Annotated in this window: 14 protein-coding genes and 1 tRNA gene; 6 read left to right on the forward strand and 9 right to left on the reverse strand. The window is 73.0% G+C overall.

Annotation, left to right across the window (positions count from 1 at the left end):
* The first annotated feature begins 71 nt into the window (after positions 1–71).
* Positions 72–2,840, forward strand: coding sequence for a phosphoenolpyruvate carboxylase (gene ppc, locus ACFXGI_RS36245; protein WP_384716497.1), 2,769 nt, complete (start codon positions 72–74; stop codon positions 2,838–2,840).
* Positions 2,841–2,924: 84 nt separating this feature from the next.
* Here ppc and pth read toward each other — a convergent pair whose 3' ends face one another.
* The 5 genes from pth to ACFXGI_RS36270 all read right to left on the reverse strand — a co-directional run bounded on the left by pth (position 2,925) and on the right by ACFXGI_RS36270 (position 7,119).
* On the reverse strand, positions 2,925–3,515 hold the full coding sequence (gene pth, locus ACFXGI_RS36250; protein WP_030865821.1) for an aminoacyl-tRNA hydrolase: 591 nt from the start codon (positions 3,513–3,515) through the stop codon (positions 2,925–2,927).
* 91 nt (positions 3,516–3,606) lie between these two features.
* Positions 3,607–4,191 carry a 50S ribosomal protein L25/general stress protein Ctc gene (locus ACFXGI_RS36255; RefSeq protein ID WP_384716501.1) on the reverse strand — a complete coding sequence of 195 codons (585 nt, stop codon included), beginning with the start codon at positions 4,189–4,191 and terminating at the stop codon, positions 3,607–3,609.
* Positions 4,192–4,368: 177 nt separating this feature from the next.
* The gene (locus tag ACFXGI_RS36260; RefSeq protein ID WP_030156542.1) at positions 4,369–5,346 is read right to left on the reverse strand and encodes a ribose-phosphate diphosphokinase; all 978 of its coding nucleotides are present in this window, start codon (positions 5,344–5,346) and stop codon (positions 4,369–4,371) included.
* Between the two features lie 145 nt (positions 5,347–5,491).
* Positions 5,492–6,937 carry a bifunctional UDP-N-acetylglucosamine diphosphorylase/glucosamine-1-phosphate N-acetyltransferase GlmU gene (gene glmU, locus ACFXGI_RS36265; RefSeq protein ID WP_384716505.1) on the reverse strand — a complete coding sequence of 482 codons (1,446 nt, stop codon included), beginning with the start codon at positions 6,935–6,937 and terminating at the stop codon, positions 5,492–5,494.
* Between the two features lie 110 nt (positions 6,938–7,047).
* Positions 7,048–7,119 (reverse strand) — tRNA-Gln (locus tag ACFXGI_RS36270).
* A gap of 178 nt (positions 7,120–7,297) precedes the next feature.
* On the opposite strand from ACFXGI_RS36270, the gene ACFXGI_RS36275 reads away from it, so the two are divergent.
* Positions 7,298–8,593 carry a sensor histidine kinase gene (locus ACFXGI_RS36275; protein ID WP_384716508.1) on the forward strand — a complete coding sequence of 432 codons (1,296 nt, stop codon included), beginning with the start codon at positions 7,298–7,300 and terminating at the stop codon, positions 8,591–8,593.
* A gap of 25 nt (positions 8,594–8,618) precedes the next feature.
* Here ACFXGI_RS36275 and ACFXGI_RS36280 read toward each other — a convergent pair whose 3' ends face one another.
* A complete protein-coding gene (locus ACFXGI_RS36280) occupies positions 8,619–9,131 on the reverse strand; it encodes an SUKH-3 domain-containing protein (protein ID WP_384716511.1) in 513 nt (170 codons plus the stop codon).
* Positions 9,132–9,142: 11 nt separating this feature from the next.
* Positions 9,143–9,733, reverse strand: coding sequence for a YwqJ-related putative deaminase (locus ACFXGI_RS36285; RefSeq protein WP_384716514.1), 591 nt, complete (start codon positions 9,731–9,733; stop codon positions 9,143–9,145).
* Between the two features lie 230 nt (positions 9,734–9,963).
* On the opposite strand from ACFXGI_RS36285, the gene ACFXGI_RS36290 reads away from it, so the two are divergent.
* From ACFXGI_RS36290 to ACFXGI_RS36300, 3 genes are all read left to right on the forward strand, one after another.
* Positions 9,964–10,959 (forward strand): SMI1/KNR4 family protein, encoded by a 996-nt coding sequence (locus ACFXGI_RS36290; RefSeq protein ID WP_384716517.1) that lies wholly within the window; start codon positions 9,964–9,966, stop codon positions 10,957–10,959.
* Positions 10,960–10,966: 7 nt separating this feature from the next.
* Positions 10,967–13,282, forward strand: coding sequence for an SUKH-4 family immunity protein (locus ACFXGI_RS36295; protein ID WP_384716520.1), 2,316 nt, complete (start codon positions 10,967–10,969; stop codon positions 13,280–13,282).
* Positions 13,283–13,878: 596 nt separating this feature from the next.
* Positions 13,879–14,307: a hypothetical protein gene (locus ACFXGI_RS36300; protein WP_384716523.1), complete on the forward strand. Its 429-nt coding sequence runs from the start codon at positions 13,879–13,881 to the stop codon at positions 14,305–14,307.
* 50 nt (positions 14,308–14,357) lie between these two features.
* Here ACFXGI_RS36300 and ACFXGI_RS36305 read toward each other — a convergent pair whose 3' ends face one another.
* Positions 14,358–14,918 carry a CGNR zinc finger domain-containing protein gene (locus tag ACFXGI_RS36305; RefSeq protein WP_384716526.1) on the reverse strand — a complete coding sequence of 187 codons (561 nt, stop codon included), beginning with the start codon at positions 14,916–14,918 and terminating at the stop codon, positions 14,358–14,360.
* An 81-nt stretch (positions 14,919–14,999) separates the two neighbouring features.
* Between ACFXGI_RS36305 and ACFXGI_RS36310 the strand changes: the two genes are divergently transcribed.
* Positions 15,000–15,857, forward strand: a complete 858-nt coding sequence (locus ACFXGI_RS36310) for an alpha/beta fold hydrolase (RefSeq protein ID WP_384716529.1) — start codon at positions 15,000–15,002, stop codon at positions 15,855–15,857.
* Positions 15,858–15,879: 22 nt separating this feature from the next.
* Here the strand turns inward: ACFXGI_RS36310 and ACFXGI_RS36315 are convergent, their stop codons facing one another.
* Complete coding sequence (locus tag ACFXGI_RS36315) at positions 15,880–16,740, reverse strand: hypothetical protein (RefSeq protein WP_384716532.1); 861 nt, start codon at positions 16,738–16,740, stop codon at positions 15,880–15,882.
* Positions 16,741–16,926 lie beyond the last annotated feature (186 nt).

Consider the following 16,926-nt stretch of genomic DNA (forward strand, 5'->3'; position numbering starts at 1 on the left):
AGTCCAGACGCCCCCGCGCATCCCGGAGCCCACCTCCCAGTAGCGCTCGAACACTGCAAGGAGCCGCACCTGTGAGCAGTGCTGACCAGGCCTCCTCCACCCCGGCCAAGGCCCCGGCCACCGCCGTCGCCGCCGCCAACGCGGAGCTGCGGGCGGACATCCGCCGCCTCGGCGACCTCCTCGGCGAGACCCTCGTCCGTCAGGAAGGCCAAGAACTCCTCGACCTCGTCGAACAAGTGCGCGCCCTGACGCGCACCGACGGCGAAGCCGCCGCCGCACTGCTCGGCGACACCGACCTGGAGACCGCCGCCAAGCTCGTACGGGCCTTCTCCACCTACTTCCACCTCGCCAACGTCACCGAACAGGTGCACCGCGGCAAGGAGCTGCGCGCCCACCGCGCCGCGGAGGGCGGGCTCCTCGCCCGCACCGCCGACATGCTCAAGGACGCCGACCCCGAGCACCTGCGCGAGACGGTCAAGAACCTCAACGTCCGCCCGGTCTTCACGGCGCACCCCACCGAGGCGGCCCGCCGCAGCGTCCTCAACAAGCTGCGCCGCATCGCGGCCCTGCTGGAGGAGCCCGTCGCCGGCGCCGGCGAACGCCGCCGCCACGACCTGCGCCTCGCCGAGAACATCGACCTCGTCTGGCAGACCGACGAGCTGCGCGTGGTGCGGCCCGAACCCGCCGACGAGGCCCGCAACGCCATCTACTACCTCGACGAGCTGCACGCGGGCGCGGTGGGCGACGTACTCGAGGACCTCGCCGCCGAGCTCCAGCGCGTCGGCGTCGAGATCCCGGCCGGCACCCGCCCGCTCACCTTCGGCACCTGGATCGGCGGCGACCGCGACGGCAACCCCAACGTCACGCCCGAGGTCACCCGCGACGTCCTGATCCTCCAGCACGAGCACGGCATCACCGATGCCCTCGAACTGATCGACTTTCTGCGCGGACTGCTGTCGAACTCCATCCGCTACACCGGCGCCACCGAGGAGCTCCTCTCCTCCCTCCAGGCGGACCTGGAGCGCCTCCCCGAGATCAGCCCGCGCTACAAGCGGCTGAACGCGGAGGAGCCGTACCGCCTCAAGGCCACCTGCATCCGGCAGAAGCTCGTCAACACCCGCGAGCGCCTCGCCAAGGGCACCGCCCACGAGGAAGGCCGCGACTACCTCGGCACCGCCGAGCTCCTCACGGACCTCACCCTCATCCAGACCTCCCTGCGCGAGCACCGCGGCGCCCTCTTCGCCGACGGCCGCATGGACCGCACCATCCGCACGCTGGCCGCCTTCGGCCTCCAGCTCGCGACCATGGACGTCCGTGAACACGCCGACGCCCACCACCACGCGCTGGGCCAGCTCTTCGACCGGCTCGGCGAGGAGTCCTGGCGCTACGCCGACATGCCGCGCGACTACCGGCAGAAGCTCCTCGCCAAGGAGCTGCGCTCGCGCCGCCCGCTGGCCCCCACCCCGGCGCCGCTCGACGCCGCGGGGCACAAGACCCTCGGCGTCTTCTCCGCCATCAAGGACGCCTTCGAGAAGTTCGGCCCCGAGGTCATCGAGTCGTACATCATCTCGATGTGCCAGGGCGCCGACGACGTCTTCGCCGCCGCCGTCCTCGCCCGCGAGGCCGGCCTCGTCGACCTCCACGCAGGCTGGGCCAAGATCGGCATCGTCCCGCTCCTGGAGACCACCGACGAGCTGCGCGCCGCCGACGTCATCCTCGACGCGATGCTCGCCGACCCCTCCTACCGGCGCCTCGTCTCGCTGCGCGGCGACGTCCAGGAGGTCATGCTCGGCTACTCCGACTCCTCCAAGTTCGGCGGCATCACCACCAGCCAGTGGGAGATCCACCGCGCCCAGCGCCGGCTGCGCGACGTCGCCCACCGCTACGGGGTGCGGCTGCGCCTCTTCCACGGCCGCGGCGGTACCGTCGGCCGCGGCGGCGGCCCCTCGCACGACGCGATCCTCGCGCAGCCCTGGGGCACCCTGGAGGGCGAGATCAAGGTCACCGAGCAGGGCGAGGTCATCTCCGACAAGTACCTCGTACCGTCGCTGGCCCGCGAGAACCTGGAGCTGACCGTCGCGGCCACCCTCCAGGCCTCCGCGCTGCACACGGCCCCCCGGCAGTCCGAGGACGACCTCGCCCGCTGGGACGCGGCCATGGACAGCGTCTCGGACGCCGCGCACACCGCGTACCGGGAGCTCGTCGAGGACCCGGACCTGCCGGCGTACTTCTTCGCCGCGACCCCCGTCGACCAGCTCGCCGACCTCCACCTGGGCTCGCGCCCCTCCCGCCGCCCCGACTCGGGCGCGGGCCTCGACGGCCTGCGCGCCATCCCGTGGGTCTTCGGCTGGACCCAGTCCCGTCAGATCGTCCCCGGCTGGTACGGGGTCGGCTCGGGCCTGAAGGCCCTGCGCGAGGCCGGTCAGGGCGACGCCCTCGCCGAGATGGGCGCGCGCTGGCACTTCTTCCGCAACTTCCTGTCCAACGTCGAGATGACGCTGGCCAAGACCGACCTGCGGATCGCCCGCCACTACGTCGACACCCTCGTCCCGGACGACCTCAAGCACGTCTTCGCCCGCATCGAGGCCGAACACGAGCTCACCGTCCGCGAGGTCCTGCGCATCACCGGCGGCCAGAAGCTCCTGGACTCCAACCCGGTCCTCCAGCAGACCTTCGACGTCCGTGACGCCTACCTGGACCCGATCTCCTACCTCCAGGTCTCCCTGCTGGCCCGCCAGCGCGAGGCCGCCGCCCGCGGCGAAGACCCGGACCCGCTGCTGGCCCGGGCCCTGCTGCTCACGGTCAACGGTGTGGCCGCGGGGCTGCGCAACACCGGCTGAGCGCTCTCGGGGCCCGTACCGGCCCGGGACAAGGGGAAGCCCCCGCACCGGCCGGTGCGGGGGCTTCCCCTTGTCGTGTGTCCGTCAGGAGTTGTAGGCGGACTGGGCGCGTTCCAGGCCCTCCGCGATCAGGCACTCCACGGAATCCGCGGCCCGGTCCACGAACCAGTCGAGCTCCTTGCGCTCCGTGGACGAGAAGTCCTTCAGCACGAAGTCCGCGACCTGCATGCGGCCCGGCGGGCGGCCGATGCCGCAGCGCACCCGGTGGTACTCCGGCCCCATCGACTTCGTCATCGACTTCAGGCCGTTGTGCCCGTTGTCCCCGCCGCCCAGCTTCAGCCGCAGCGTCGGATAGTCGATGTCCAGCTCGTCGTGGACCGCCACGATCCGGTCCAGCGGCACCTTGTAGAAGTCGCGCAGCGCCGTCACCGGCCCGCCCGACAGGTTCATGAACGACATGGGCTTGGCCAGCACCACCCGGCGGTTCGCCGGTCCCGGCGGGCCCATGCGGCCCTCGACCACCTGCGCCCGCGCCTTGTGCGCCTTGAACTTCCCGCGCATCCGCTCGGCCAGCAGGTCCACCACCATGAACCCGATGTTGTGGCGGTTGCCCGCGTACTCCGCACCGGGGTTACCGAGGCCGACGATCAGCCACGGCGCCGCGTCGTCCGACATGCATGCTCCTTAAACGGGGACGACCGCCGTCCCGCTCCCAGTGGAGCCGGACGGCGGTCGATCAGCAAGTGCTGAGGGGGAGGGGCGAGGCTCAGGCCTCTTCGCCCTCGGCGGCCTCGGCGGCCGGCTCCTCGGCCTGCGGGGCGACGACCTGCAGGACGGCGGTGTCGCCGTCGACGGCCAGCGTGGTGCCGGCCGGCAGGACCAGGTCCTTGGCGTGGATGGAGGCACCGGCCTCGAGGCCCGCGATGGAGACGGTGACCTCGGTCGGGATGTGGGTGGCCTCGGCCTCGACCGTGATGGTGTTGAGGAGGGTCTCCAGCATGTTGTTGCCGGGGGCCAGGTCGCCCTCGGTGACGACGGCGACCTCGACGGTGACCTTCTCGCCCTTCTTGACGATCAGGAAGTCGACGTGGGAGATCGAACGCTTCAGGGGGTGCTTCTGCACGGCCTTCGGGATGACCAGCTCGGTGCCGTCGCCCGCGATGTCCAGGGAGATCAGGACGTTCGCGGTACGCAGCGCCAGCGCCAGGCCGTGGCCCTCGACGTTGACGTGCTTCGGGTCGTTGCCGTGGCCGTAGATGACGCCGGGAACCATGGCGTCGCGACGGGCCTGGCGGGCAGAGCCCTTGCCGAAGGTGGTGCGGAGCTCGGCGGAAAGCTTGACCTCGGACATGCTCACTCCTCGTGGGGTGATGGAAATGGACACAGTCACCCGGCCTGAACGGCCTGCTACGAAGAGCGCGTCGATAACGGAGCGCCGACACCGAAAAGGTGCGGCCTCCCTCGCCGAGCAACTCGAGGAGTCTACCCGGCGCGGAGGCCGCACCCAAAAGGATCTCTGCGCTACCGGTTACTGCTGCTCTTCGAACAGGCTGGTGACCGAGCCGTCCTCGAAGACCTCGCGCACCGCGCGCGCGACCATCGGGGCGATCGACAGGACCGTGATCTTGTCGAGCTCCAGGTCGGACGGGTCCGGCAGGGTGTTCGTGAAGATGAACTCGCTGACCTTCGAGTTCTTCAGGCGGTCCGCCGCCGGCCCCGACAGGATGCCGTGCGTGGCCGTCACGATGACGTCCTCCGCGCCGTGCGCGAAGAGCGCGTCGGCGGCGGCGCAGATCGTGCCGCCCGTGTCGATCATGTCGTCGACCAGGACGCAGACGCGGCCGCGGACCTCACCGACGACCTCGTGGACCGTCACCTGGTTCGCGACGTCCTTGTCGCGGCGCTTGTGCACGATCGCCAGCGGCGCGTCCAGGCGGTCGCACCAGCGGTCGGCGACGCGCACGCGGCCGGCGTCCGGGGAGACGATCGTCAGCTTCGAACGGTCCACCTTCGCGCCCACGTAGTCCGCGAGGACCGGCAGCGCCGACAGGTGGTCCACCGGGCCGTCGAAGAAGCCCTGGATCTGGTCCGTGTGCAGGTCGACCGTGAGGATGCGGTCCGCACCCGCGGTCTTCAGCAGATCGGCGACCAGGCGGGCCGAGATCGGCTCGCGGCCCTTGTGCTTCTTGTCCTGGCGGGCGTACCCGTAGGAGGGGATGATCACGGTGATGGAGCGAGCCGACGCGCGCTTCAGCGCGTCGATCATGATCAGCTGCTCCATGATCCACTTATTGATCGGAGCCGTGTGGCTCTGGATCAGGAAGCAGTCCGCGCCACGAGCCGACTCCTGGAAGCGGACGTAGATCTCACCGTTCGCGAAGTCGAAAGCCTTGGTGGGCACGAGGGCGACGCCCAGCTGATGCGCAACCTCCTCGGCCAGCTCGGGGTGGGCGCGGCCGGAGAAGAGCATCAGCTTCTTCTCGCCGGTCGTCTTGATCCCGGTCACAGCACAGTCTCCTCAGACGTGTTGAAAGCTGCTCGCCCCCGTGTGCGTCCGTCCCGCACACGGTGAGCCAGCCGAATTGCGTGCACCTATCACGGTACGCCCTGGCGGGCCTACCTGTTTCCGGTCAGTTCACCTCAACGAGGCCTCAGCGGGGGTCCGAGTCCTCCTGGACCACCGACTGGGCCGCCGTGGCCGCGGAGCTTCCCGGACGCTTGCGGGCCACCCAGCCCTCGATATTGCGCTGCTGGCCGCGGGCCACGGCCAGCGCACCCGGCGGGACGTCCTTCGTGATCACCGAACCGGCAGCCGTGTACGCGCCGTCCCCGATCGTGACGGGCGCCACAAACATGTTGTCCGAGCCCGTCTTGCAGTGTGAGCCGACGGTGGTGTGGTGCTTGTGCTCGCCGTCGTAGTTGACGAACACGCTCGCGGCGCCGATGTTCGTGTACTCGCCGATCGTCGCGTCGCCGACGTACGACAGGTGCGGCACCTTCGTGCCCTCGCCGATCGTCGCGTTCTTCATCTCCACGTACGTGCCGGCCTTCGCCTTCAGGCCCAGGTTCGTACCGGGACGCAGGTACGCGTACGGGCCGACGGACGCCGACTCGCCGATGACCGCCGTGTCCGCCACCGTGTTGTCCACGCGTGCCCGCGGGCCCACCTGCGTGTCCTTGAGGCGCGTGTTGGGGCCGACCTCGGCGCCCTCGGCGACGTGCGTCGCGCCGAGCAGCTGCGTACCGGGGTGGATCAGGGAGTCCTGCCCGAAGGTCACCGTCACGTCCACGAAGGTGCTCGCGGGGTCGACGACCGTCACGCCGGAGAGCATCGCCTGTTCGAGGAGGCGGGCGTTGAGCAGTGCGCGGGCCTCGGCGAGCTGGACGCGGTTGTTGATCCCGAGGATCTGGCGGTGGTCGCCGCCGACGGCCGCGCCGACGCGGTGACCGGCCTCGCGCAGGATGCCGAGCACGTCGGTGAGGTACTCCTCGCCCTGGCTGTTGTCCGTGCGGACCTTGCCGAGGGCGTCCGCGAGGAGGGCGCCGTCGAAGGCGAAGACCCCGGAGTTGATCTCCCGGATCGCGCGCTGGGAGTCGCTGGCGTCCTTGTGCTCGACGATGGCGGTGACGGCGCCGTCCGCGCCGCGGATGATCCGGCCGTAGCCGGTGGAGTCCGGCACCTCGGCGGTGAGCACGGTGACGGCGTTGCCGTCGGCCTCGTGCGTCCGCGCGAGCTGCGCGAGGGTCTCGCCGGTCAGCAGGGGGGTGTCGCCGCAGACGACGACCACGGTGCCGCTCTGCTGGCCGCCGAGCTCTTCGAGGGCCATGCGGACGGCGTGTCCGGTGCCGTTCTGCTCGTACTGGACGGCGGTGCGGACGCCGGCGTCGATGTCGGCGAGGTGTGCGGTGACCTGCTCGCGTGCGTGGCCGACGACGACCACGAGGTGTTCGGGGTCCAGCTCGCGCGAGGCGGCGACGACGTGGCCCACGAGCGAGCGCCCGCAGATCTCGTGCAGAACCTTGGGAGTGGCCGACTTCATGCGGGTGCCTTCACCCGCTGCGAGTACGACGACGGCTGCCGGGCGGTTGGCGCTCACGGGTGTGCCCTTCGGCTTCGGGTGCTGGACCCGTGAAGGATACCGGGGGGCCGCACCCCGGAAACGAAGCCGGGTCCCGACCGACCGGTCAGGACCCGCGTGTACAAGAGCTCCCCCGCCAGGACTCGAACCCGGACATAAGGCACCAAAAGCCTCAGTGCTGCCAATTACACCACAGGGGATCATTCCGACTTAACCGGATATTACTGCCTGGTGGTCGAGCCGACGGCACCTACTATGCCGCACCACCACCCCTCGATGCGACGGTAAAGATCGGCGCTTTGCATCGCCTTCGGTCCGCTTCGCTCTGCCGGAATTCGGTTCGACTGTGCGCCGGGGGCGCTGCGTACGCTGGACGGCATGACCGATACGGGGGAAGAGCAGGGCGGGGCCGGGCGCGACGGGCCGTGGTGGTGGGACAGGCCGCGGGGGGCCGTGCTCGACGTGGGGCTGGCGGCGGTATCGGCCGTCGAGTGCGCCGTCGAGGGGGTGCCCTTCGCGCGCGAGGCCGGGCTTCCGGTGCCGGTCGGGGTGCTCTTCGGGCTGCTCGTGGGGTCCGCGCTCGTACTGCGGCGGCGCTGGCCGATCGCCGTGGTGCTGGTCGGGATCGCCGTGTCGCCGGCCGCGATGGGCTTCCTGCTCGGGGTGGTCGGGCTGTACACGCTCGCCGCCTGCGAGGTGCCCCGGAGGATCACCGCGACGCTGGCCTCGATGTCGCTGGTCGCGACCTTCGTCGTGATGTACGTGCGGACCAGCGGGGACCAGGGGGCCTCGCAGTCGCTCGTCATCGTGCTGTCCGTGTTCGTGGCGGTGGCGCTGACCGTGCCGCCGGTGCTGCTCGGCCTGTACATAGGGGCGCGGCGGCGGCTGATGGAGAGCCTGAAGGAGCGGGCGGACTCCCTGGAGCGTGAGCTGTCGCTGCTCGCGGACCGGGCGGAGGAGCGCGCCGAGTGGGCTCGTACCGAGGAACGGACGCGGATCGCGCGGGAGATGCACGACGTCGTGGCGCACCGGGTGTCGCTGATGGTGGTGCACGCGGCGGCGCTGGAGGCGGTGGCGGCCAAGGACCCGGAGCGGGCGGCGAAGAACGCCGCGCTCGTGGGGGACATGGGGCGCCAGGCGTTGACGGAGCTGCGGGAGATGCTGGGCGTGCTGCGGGCGGCGGAGTCGCCGAAGCGGGTCCCCGCCGCCGTGGCGGCGGTGGCGGCGGTGGCGGTGGTGGCCGCGCCGGCGGGCGGTTTCGAGGACGGGCCCGGGCCCTCGCTGGCCGAGCTGGAGGCACTGGTCGGGCAGTCGCGCGCGGCCGGGATGGCCGTGGAGCTGGACGTCCGGGGTGCGGGGCCGGGGTATCCGGCGGAGGTGGAGCAGACGGCGTACCGGGTGGTGCAGGAGGCGCTGACGAACTGCCACAAGCATGCGCCGGGCGCGCGGGTGGTGGTGCGGCTGGCTCACCGGGAGGGTGAGGTGGCCATGCAGGTGGAGAACGGGCCGTGCGGGGCGGACGTGGTCCAGCCGGGCCTGCCGAGCGGGGGGAACGGGCTGGTCGGCATGCGCGAGCGGGTGCTCGGCCTGGGCGGTGTCTTCGTGTCCGGCCAGACCGACGAGGGCGGCTTCAAGGTCTCGGCGGTCCTGCCGCGCGCCCCGCGCCGGGCGTAGTCCGGCCGACGCGCGCGGACACCTCCTACGGCGCCGTGGTGAGGCGGGTGGGCTGGAGGCCCGTGAGGAGGAGGGTGAGGGCTTCGTCCACGGCGCCGCCCAGGTACCAGTCGCCGGTGTGGTCGATCCCGTAGACGCGGCCCTCGCGGTCGATGGCGAGGTGGGAGCCGGCGTCGGCGTCGACGCCCAGGGGGCAGAGCTCCGTGGACAGGGCGCGGCCGAGGTCGGCGAAGGTGCGGGCGAGATGGAGGCCCGTGAGCGGGTCGAGGCGGACGGGGGCGGGGGCTATCTGGCGGCCGGGGCCGGGCGCCGTGATGTGGAGCCCGCCGAACTCGGCCCAGGCCTCGACCGCGGCCGGGAAGACCGTGTGCCGGTGCCCGGCCGGCGTGGTGTGGTCGCGCAGGGCGTCGGCCCAGAACTCGGCCTGCTTGATGTCCCAGCGGCCGGGCTCCCAGCCGGCGGTGCGCAGGGCGGAGTCCACGGCGCCCGGGAAGCGGGTGGCCGAGGAGCGGTCGTACGAGGCGGAGGAGGTGGTCATGGTGTGGGAGGTCAGGCCTTCTCTGACGCGGGGGTGAGGTCGACGGCGCGTACGCCGAAGTGGGCGAGGAGCGCTTCGCAGGAGCGGCAGGGAGGTGCGTAGCTGCCGTGGAGCGGGTCGCCGTCCTCGCGGATGCGGCGCGCGGTGATCTTGGAGTGCTTCAGGGAGCGGCGCGCCTCGCCCGCGGTGAGGGGCTTGCGCGCGGCACGCCTGCTGCGGGCGCCTTCCGTGGCCGTGAGGTGGCGGGAGAGCAGTATCGCTTCCGGGCAGCGGCCGGTGAAGCGCTCCCGCTGGCCGCTGGTGAGGGTGTCGAGGAAGTCCTGGACGAGCGGGTGCAGGGCGGGTGGCTGGTCGGCCTTGCCCGCGGTGCCGGTGAGGGTCTCGCCGCGTACGGACAGGGCGGCGGCGACGGTGGGCAGGATGCCGTCGCGGCGGAAGCGCAGGACGGGTGCGGCGGGCCGGCCGTCGGTGCCGCTCCAGCGCAGGCGGGGGTCTCCGGCCGCGGGCGTTCCCCCGGCCGGCTGCCCGGCCGCCGGGTCGCCCTGGCCGCCCGGTGCCGAGGCGCCGTCGGCCGTGTCCGTGCGTGTCGCCGTGTTCTGCATGGTCGCGTCTTCCCTCCCGTGGCGGCGGTGGTGGCCGCTGTCGCGCACGCCCCCGTGCTGAGGGGACAGCCTGTCAAATGTCCCCTGTCGTGTGGAAGCGGGGTCGAATATTCGTATCAATTCGGATGTTCCTGGCCCCCGCGCGGGTGCGGGGGTCGCGTGCGGGTGAGGCTCTTGCCCGACCACATAGGCTGTGGTGAACCAGCCAGATCCAGCAGGGGGCTACCGCCATGACGACAGGTCGGCTCGGGCAGCAGGCCGTGCCACCCAACGCCGCGTACTCCGGGCAGGTCGTGCATTTCCCGGACCCGGTCCGGGCCGCTCGGCATCCCCACGGGGTACGGATGGACGCGGACGGACATCCCGACTTCTCCCCGTACGCGCGCGCGGCGGTGGAGATCGCCGAGCCGCCGGAGGGCTTCGGCGTGGACGAGCTGCGGCTGACGGACTGCGTGTCCGCGAACGCGGCGATGCACGCGGCCGGCCATGCGCTGTGGGACACCGTCGGACCGGTGGCGACCCCGCACGGCTGGACCTGGCACCACGTGGCCGGGACGCGGCGGATGGAGCTGGTCCCGGTCGAGGTGAAGGCGCTGCTGCGGCACCACGCGGGGCTGGCGACAGCCCCGGTCGACCACGGCAAGCGCGGGACGCGGCCGTTGCAGGAGCTGCGCCCGGTGCACCTGGGGCTGCCGAAGACGGTCGTGTCCGTCTCCGAGGAGGCCGTACAGGGAGTCGAGGAGGATCTCGGCTACCGGCTGCCGGAGGCGTACCGCGCGTTCCTGAAGGCGGCGGGCGGCTGTGCGCCGGTGGGCGCCGGGCTCGACGTGGACCTCGGTCTGCTGGTGGACCAGCCCTTCTTCACGGTGCGTGAGGAGGCGGCGGTCAACGACCTCGTGTACGTCAACAAGTGCCTGCGGGACCACCTGACGAAGGACTACCTGTGCGTGGCCTTCGCCCAGGGCGGTCTGCTCGCGGTGAAGGTGAAGGGCGCGGAGATCGGCTCGGTCTGGTTCTCCCCGTACGACGATGCCCGCGACCAGGACGGCTGGTCGGTGCAGGAGCGCGTGGAGCGTCTGTTGCTGCCGTGCGGTGCCGATTTCGATGCCTTTCTGGAGCGGTTGGCGGGCAATCCGCCGGAGTTGGAAACGGTGGCCGGTCTGATGGTGGACGGCGGATTCGCACGCTCGGTTCCCGTGTCCGGCGCGGCACCGGTGGAGGGGTGACGGCGCGATGGTGACGTTTGCGCAGGCGCAGGAGCGCGCCGAGGAGTGGATCAACGGGGACGTGCCCGCGTACCAGCACCGGGAGGTGCGCGTACGGGAGTTCGGACTCGGGTTCGTGGTGTGGGCGGAGGACCGCGTGGCAGGTCCGGTGTCCGGTGGCGGCAGGCAGCGGCTGGTCATCGCGCGGGACAGCGGTGAGGTGACGCTGTGGCCCGGACTGCCGGTGGGTGAGGTGATCCGCCGGTACGAGGAGGAGTACGGGGCCGCGGCCGCGCCGGTGGCGGAGGCCTCGGTGCCGACGCCGCGCATCGACTCGGAGCAGACCTCGTTCATGCTGAGTCCGCCGGAGTGGCTGCAGGAGGCGGCGGACCGGGCGGGGATTCCGCCGGCGCCGGCGCCGGTGCCGACGCCGCTCCCCGCGGAGCCCGTGGCCGCCGCGCCCGGGCCCGTTCCGGCTGCGGAGCCTGCTGCTCCGGCTCCCGTTCCGGCTCCCGCGCCGGTGGAGGCGGTTCCGCTGCGCCGCGAGGTGCCGTACGAGCCGACCGCGAACGGCGGGGTGCCGGCCGGGGCCACGCCGTGGGCCGGGACCGATGTGAACTCCGGAGCCGACGACGTGTCCGTGCCGCTGCCCGCGACGGTGTTCGCGCCGCCGCTGTCGGGCTCGGACCTGGAGGACATGGCTCCGCCGTCCGCCGGGTCCTCGGAGGCCAAGACCGCGCTGATTCCCGGGGGCAGCCGGCTCCCGAAGACGGCGATCGCGCCCGCGCTGCACCTCGGTCCGGATGCGGGCGGCGGTCCGGATTCCGGGTCGATCGCCGACGCGCCGACGAGCAAGGCCCAGGTCTCCCGGCCGGGCGCGGCGCCGGCGATGCCTCCGGGTCCGCCCGGTGCCCCCGGCCTCGACCATGCCGCGACGATGCTGGCCGGTCCGGCTGTCACGGGTCAGCCGCCGGCGCCTCCGGGTCCGCCGGGTGCTCCGGGCGCCGGTCAGCCGCCGGCTCCTCCCGGTCCGCCGGGGGCTCCCGGTTCGCTGGGGCGCGGGCTGGATCATGCCGCGACGATGTTGGCCGGTCCGGCCGTGACGGGTCAGCCGCCCGCGCCTCCCGGTCCCCCCGGGGCTCCCGGGGGCCCGGCCCATCAGGCCGCCACGATGCTCGCCGGTCCCGGCGTACCCCAGCCGCCCGGTCCGCCGGGGGCTCCCGGTGCGCCCGGGGGCGGGCTCGACCACGCCGCGACGATGCTGGCCGGTCCGGCCGTGACGGGTCAGCCGCCCGCGCCTCCCGGCCCGACCGGGCAGCCGCAGGCCGGTCCCGGTCCCGCCGGGCAGCCCCCGGCGCCCACCGGTGCGCCCACGGTCGGCCCGGGCTACCAGGCCGTACTGCGCTACCGCGCGCCCGACGGCTCCGAGCAGCAGCTCATCCGGCGTTCCGCGCCCGGTACCCCGCACCCCGAGTGGCAGATCCTGTACGAGCTGCGCGCGATGAACGTGCCGCCGCAGCAGGTGCTGGAGCTCCACACCGAGCTGGAGTCCTGTGAGCTGCCCGGCGGTTACTGCGCCCGGATGATCCGGGAGACCTGGCCGCAGGTCCGGATCACGAGCGTGGCCCCGTACGGCAAGGACCACGCGGGCCGTCAGCAGGGCATGCGGCACCTGCTGACCCATCAGGGTGAGCTGCACCAGGTGGCGGACGGCCCGGCGCGCCCGGCGCCGGTACGGGTGCCGGTGCAGCAGGTGCCGCTGCAGCCGGCGATTCCGCTGGACGCCATCGGCGCGGAGCTGGCCGGGGCCTTCGGCCCGCAGGGCGTGTTCCGCTTCGATCAGCGTGCGGTGTCGCGCCAGGGCGTGCCGGAGATCGTGGCGCAGACCCTGGTGTGGGCGGGTCTGCCGACTGACTTCGGGCCGTTCTTCTGGGCGCAGGCGGTGCCGGGCCAGCCGGTGCCGACGCTGGCGGAGCTGGCGGCGCAGCGGCAGGTGCAGCCGGCGTCCGACGCGGGCTCGTACCTGGTGGTGGGCAGCGACTTCGGCAAGGCGCTGTGCGTGCAGTACGGGACGGCGCACATAGTGGCGGTCCCGGTGGAGGCCGGTCCGGGCGGTGCTCCGGTGCCGCCGCAGTTCGTGAATTCGAGCCTGCCGCAGTTCGCCCGCTCGCTGGCGATGCTGGGTCACATGTGGCGGCTGCGGCAGCATCTGACGCCGGAGCAGGCCGGGCGCTGGACCGTCGATTTCCAGACGAATCTGGCGGGGCTCGACAGTGCGGCGCTGGCGTCGCCGGAGAGCTGGTGGTCGGTGCTGCTGGAGCAGATGTGGGACGGGTTGCTCTGATCGGATGATCGGGCGGATGGCCGGGCCGGGACCCTCGTACGGGGTCCCGGCCCGGCCATTCCGGCTTCTGGCCGCAAATGGCGCATCCTTGACAGGAATCACCCCGAGAGAGGCGCTTCCAGGATGACTGCTCCCATGTCACCTCACGGACCGGGTTTCGCGACCGTACGAGGCCGCGGCTACCGCACGGAAGAGGTCGACCGGTATCTCGCCCGTCTCTCCGGCAGCCGGGACGAGGCGTGGGAGCGGGTGGCACGGCTGACGGTCCTCGCGAAGCGGATGGAGGCGGAGGCGGAGCGGCTGCGCGAGGCGGTGGCCGCGCTGGCTCCGCAGACGTACGACGAGCTGAGCGAGCGGGCGCGGCGGATCCTCTTGCTGGTGGAGGAGGAGGCGGACACCGTACGGCGGGACGCGCGGGCCGACGCGGTGGACGCGATGGGCGCGGCCGAGGCCTACGCGGACCGGGCGGCGGAGCTGGCGCGGCAGGACGCGGACGCGGTGCGCGAGCAGACCGAGGTCCGGGCGCGGCAGGGGCTGCTGCGGGCGGGACGGGAGGCCGACGCGATCCGGGCGGAGGCGAAGGACGACGCGGCGGAGTGGCGGAGTGGCGGACGCAGGCGCAGGTGGCGCTCACGGAGATGCGGCGCCGGTCGGACGCACTGCTGGCCGACCGCGAGCAGGAGCACGTGGAGCGGTGGGACGCGGCGGAGCGGGAGCTGGCGGCCCGGGAGGCCGATCTGGAGGCCCGCCAGGCGGAGCTGGAGCGGTACGCGGAGGTCCGGCTGGCGGAGGCACGCCGCGGGTACGCGGAGGTGGAGGAGTCCGCGCGGCACGGGCAGGAGGACGCGGAGGCGCGGGCGGCGGAGCTGCTGGCGGAGGCCCGGGTGCAGGAGGAGCGGACGGGCCGGGAGACGGAGCGGATCCTGCGCGAGCACGGGGAGGCGCAGGACGAGATGCGGGCGCACATGAACCACGTCCGCTCCAGCCTGGCGGCACTGACGGGCCGGGCCCCGGCCGAGGGCTGACGGCCGATCGCCTCGCCTCGCCTCGGCCGGCCAGTCGGCCGGCCGGCCGGTCAGGGCTTGTGGCGGGCGTAGTAGCGGGCCACGCGGGCGCGGTTGCCGCAGGTCGAGGCCACGCACCAGCGGCGCCTCGGGTTGGCGGGGAGGAACAGCAGGACGCAGTCCGCCCCCTCGCACTCCCGCACGTCCCGCACCCGGGGGTCCGTCAGGAGTTCGGCCGCGGCGTCGGCCAGTTCCGCCGCGAGCCGCCGGGCCGGGGTGCCCGTACGGTGCGGGGCCGCCGTCAGTCCGGCTTCCGGGGTCCAGGCGAGCTCCCGGTGGGCCGGGGCGCCCGCCGAGGCCTCGTTCAGCGTGCGCAGGGCGCCCGCCGGGGGCCGCTCGCCGCGCCGCGCGGCCGAGAGCGCCGCGCCGGCCGCCTCCCGTACGGCGTGTACGGCGGCCACCTCCGCCGGGCCGGCCTTCCCGGCCGGACCGAGCCGGCCCTCCTGTGCGGCCAGCCAGGCCGAGAGCCCCTCCGGCCCGGCGATCAGATCGCCCGCGCCCGTGGGACGGGTGTTGAGCAGGTCGAGGGCGAGGGGTTCGCCCGTGAGCGGGAACGGCGCGGTCGACGTCATGTCACTAATGCTACGCCAAGCACTTGACCCGTTAGAAGTCCGGGGTGAGACTAATGGGAACAAGGCCATTGGAGGCATGTGATGTCGCTCGTCCACCACCGCACCGCCGACGTGCACGGGGTCCGCGTCGCCTACCGCGAGAGCGGCCCGGCCGACGGACCGGTATTGCTGCTCCTGCACGGATTCCCCACCTCCTCCCACCAGTTCGCCCGGCTGATGGACGCCCTCGGCGACACCCCGTACCGGCTGATCGCCCCCGACCTCCCCGGCTTCGGCCGGACCGAGGCCCCGGCCGGCTTCACGTACGCCTTCGACCGGCTCGCGGACATCGTGGAGGGATTCACTGACGCCCTCGGGCTGGACCGCTTCGCGCTCTACGTCTTCGACTACGGCGCCCCCGTCGGGCTGCGGCTCGCCGCGCGCCGCCCCGAGCGGGTGACCGGCCTGATCGTGCAGAACGGCAACGCGTACGACGAGGGGCTCTCCGACGCGGCCCGCGCGTTCGCCGGACACCGGCGGGAGGTGCCGGGCGACGAGGAGAAGGTGCGCGGGCTGTTCAGCCCCGAGGGCATCCGCTTCCAGTACGAGGCCGGCGTGGCCGACCCCGGCCTGGTCTCCCCGGACGGCCGGACGCTCGACGTGCACTACGTCGGGCTGCCGGGCCGCGCCGACGCGCAGGCCGACCTCGCCTTCGACTACTCCTCGAACTTCGCCCAGTACCCCGTCTGGCAGGCCTGGCTGCGGGGCTCCCGGGTGCCGGTCCTGGTCGTCTGGGGCGCCGGGGACCCGTTCTTCGTCCCGGCGGGGGCCAAGGCGTACCTGCGGGACGCGCCGGACGCCGAGGTGCACATCATCGACGGGGCGGGGCACTTCGCACTCGAGACGCACCTCGCGGAGATCGCCCCGCTGATCGGGGAGTTCCTCGCGAAGCTCCCGTGACCGGGCCCCCGCCCTCCCCGTACTAGCCGGCCGGCCGCGGGGTCGCGGCCGGGACCGCCGCCGGGGCCGCAGGCGTGTGCCGGTACGGGTCGCTGCGCAGGCCGCGGGAGGTGACCACCACCGTGAACGCGGCGGGTGCGCCGACGGCCGGGAGCCGCGCGGTCAGAGTGCCCGTCGCCGGGTCGTACTCGCTGGGCAGGACGGTGGAGTCGAGCTCGACCCGGGCCTCCGGGCCGAAGCCGCCGCCCTCCACGACCAGCGCGCCGTCCGCCGGCACCACACGCGTGATCACCGGATTCCCGCGCGTGGCCATCTTGTTCACCAGGTACGCCCCGGCCGGTGCGCCCGTCAGCGCCCAGATCTCGGCGGGGAGGCGGGGCAGCCCGCCGCCCACGTCGGAGAGGAAGAACAGCACCACGTACAGCATGGTGACCGCGCTGAGCGCCACGTACTGGAGGTCGACGAGGTCGGTGCGCCCGCTGTCGTTCGCGATGAGCTCGCGCAGCGGCCGCTGCCCGGAACCGGTGGGCTTCGGGGCGGGCTTGGCCATGCTGCCGTTCTCGACGCGGATCCCGACGACGGTCTTCGCCGCGATCATCGCCACGTACGGGCCCCCGAGCAGCGGCAGGTACACCGTGGTCAGGGAGGACAGCGGGCCGTGCTCCCCGGAGAACCAGTCGACGCCGCCGCCCGCGGTGAGTCCGTACGCGAGGATCGTGAGCAGGAGCCAGACCAGGATCACCGTCCAGGCCAGGGCCAGGGTGGTGGAGGTGGAGAGGCGGCCGTCGCGGCCGGTGACGAACCCCGGGTGGCGGCGCAGCCGCAGGCCGATCGGCCCGGCCAGGGCGGCCAGTAACGCCAGTGCGAAGAGGGCGGAAGCCATGTCGTCCCCCGGAACGGATCTCGGATGCAGGACTCGAGGTCTACTCCGTTGACCGGGGTCATGACAAGCGGGACCCGGGGGACGCCCTCTAGTGCTGCGACCGGAAAGGTTCACCGGGTCACGGCGCCCGGCACGGCCCCTCGCCGCGTTGTCGGACCACGCCAGTACGTCCAGTACGAGCCGTGG

Origin of the sequence: Streptomyces sp. NPDC059355, from assembly GCF_042752335.1 — a bacterium.
Classification (GTDB): Bacteria; Actinomycetota; Actinomycetes; order Streptomycetales; family Streptomycetaceae; genus Streptomyces.

Bases quoted from the DNA above. Each gene is read 5' to 3' on its own strand.
- ACFXGI_RS36255 (WP_384716501.1), bottom strand. From the start codon at position 4,191: ATGTCCGAGGTCAAGCTTTCCGCCGAGCTCCGCACCACCTTCGGCAAG.
- ACFXGI_RS36315 (WP_384716532.1), bottom strand. From the start codon at position 16,740: ATGGCTTCCGCCCTCTTCGCACTGGCGTTACTGGCCGCCCTGGCCGGG.
- ACFXGI_RS36275 (WP_384716508.1), top strand. From the start codon at position 7,298: ATGACCGATACGGGGGAAGAGCAGGGCGGGGCCGGGCGCGACGGGCCG.
- ACFXGI_RS36305 (WP_384716526.1), bottom strand. From the start codon at position 14,918: ATGACGTCGACCGCGCCGTTCCCGCTCACGGGCGAACCCCTCGCCCTC.
- ACFXGI_RS36310 (WP_384716529.1), top strand. From the start codon at position 15,000: ATGTCGCTCGTCCACCACCGCACCGCCGACGTGCACGGGGTCCGCGTC.
- ACFXGI_RS36295 (WP_384716520.1), top strand. From the start codon at position 10,967: ATGGTGACGTTTGCGCAGGCGCAGGAGCGCGCCGAGGAGTGGATCAAC.
- ACFXGI_RS36285 (WP_384716514.1), bottom strand. From the start codon at position 9,733: ATGCAGAACACGGCGACACGCACGGACACGGCCGACGGCGCCTCGGCA.
- ACFXGI_RS36290 (WP_384716517.1), top strand. From the start codon at position 9,964: ATGACGACAGGTCGGCTCGGGCAGCAGGCCGTGCCACCCAACGCCGCG.
- ACFXGI_RS36280 (WP_384716511.1), bottom strand. From the start codon at position 9,131: ATGACCACCTCCTCCGCCTCGTACGACCGCTCCTCGGCCACCCGCTTC.
- pth (WP_030865821.1), bottom strand. From the start codon at position 3,515: ATGTCGGACGACGCGGCGCCGTGGCTGATCGTCGGCCTCGGTAACCCC.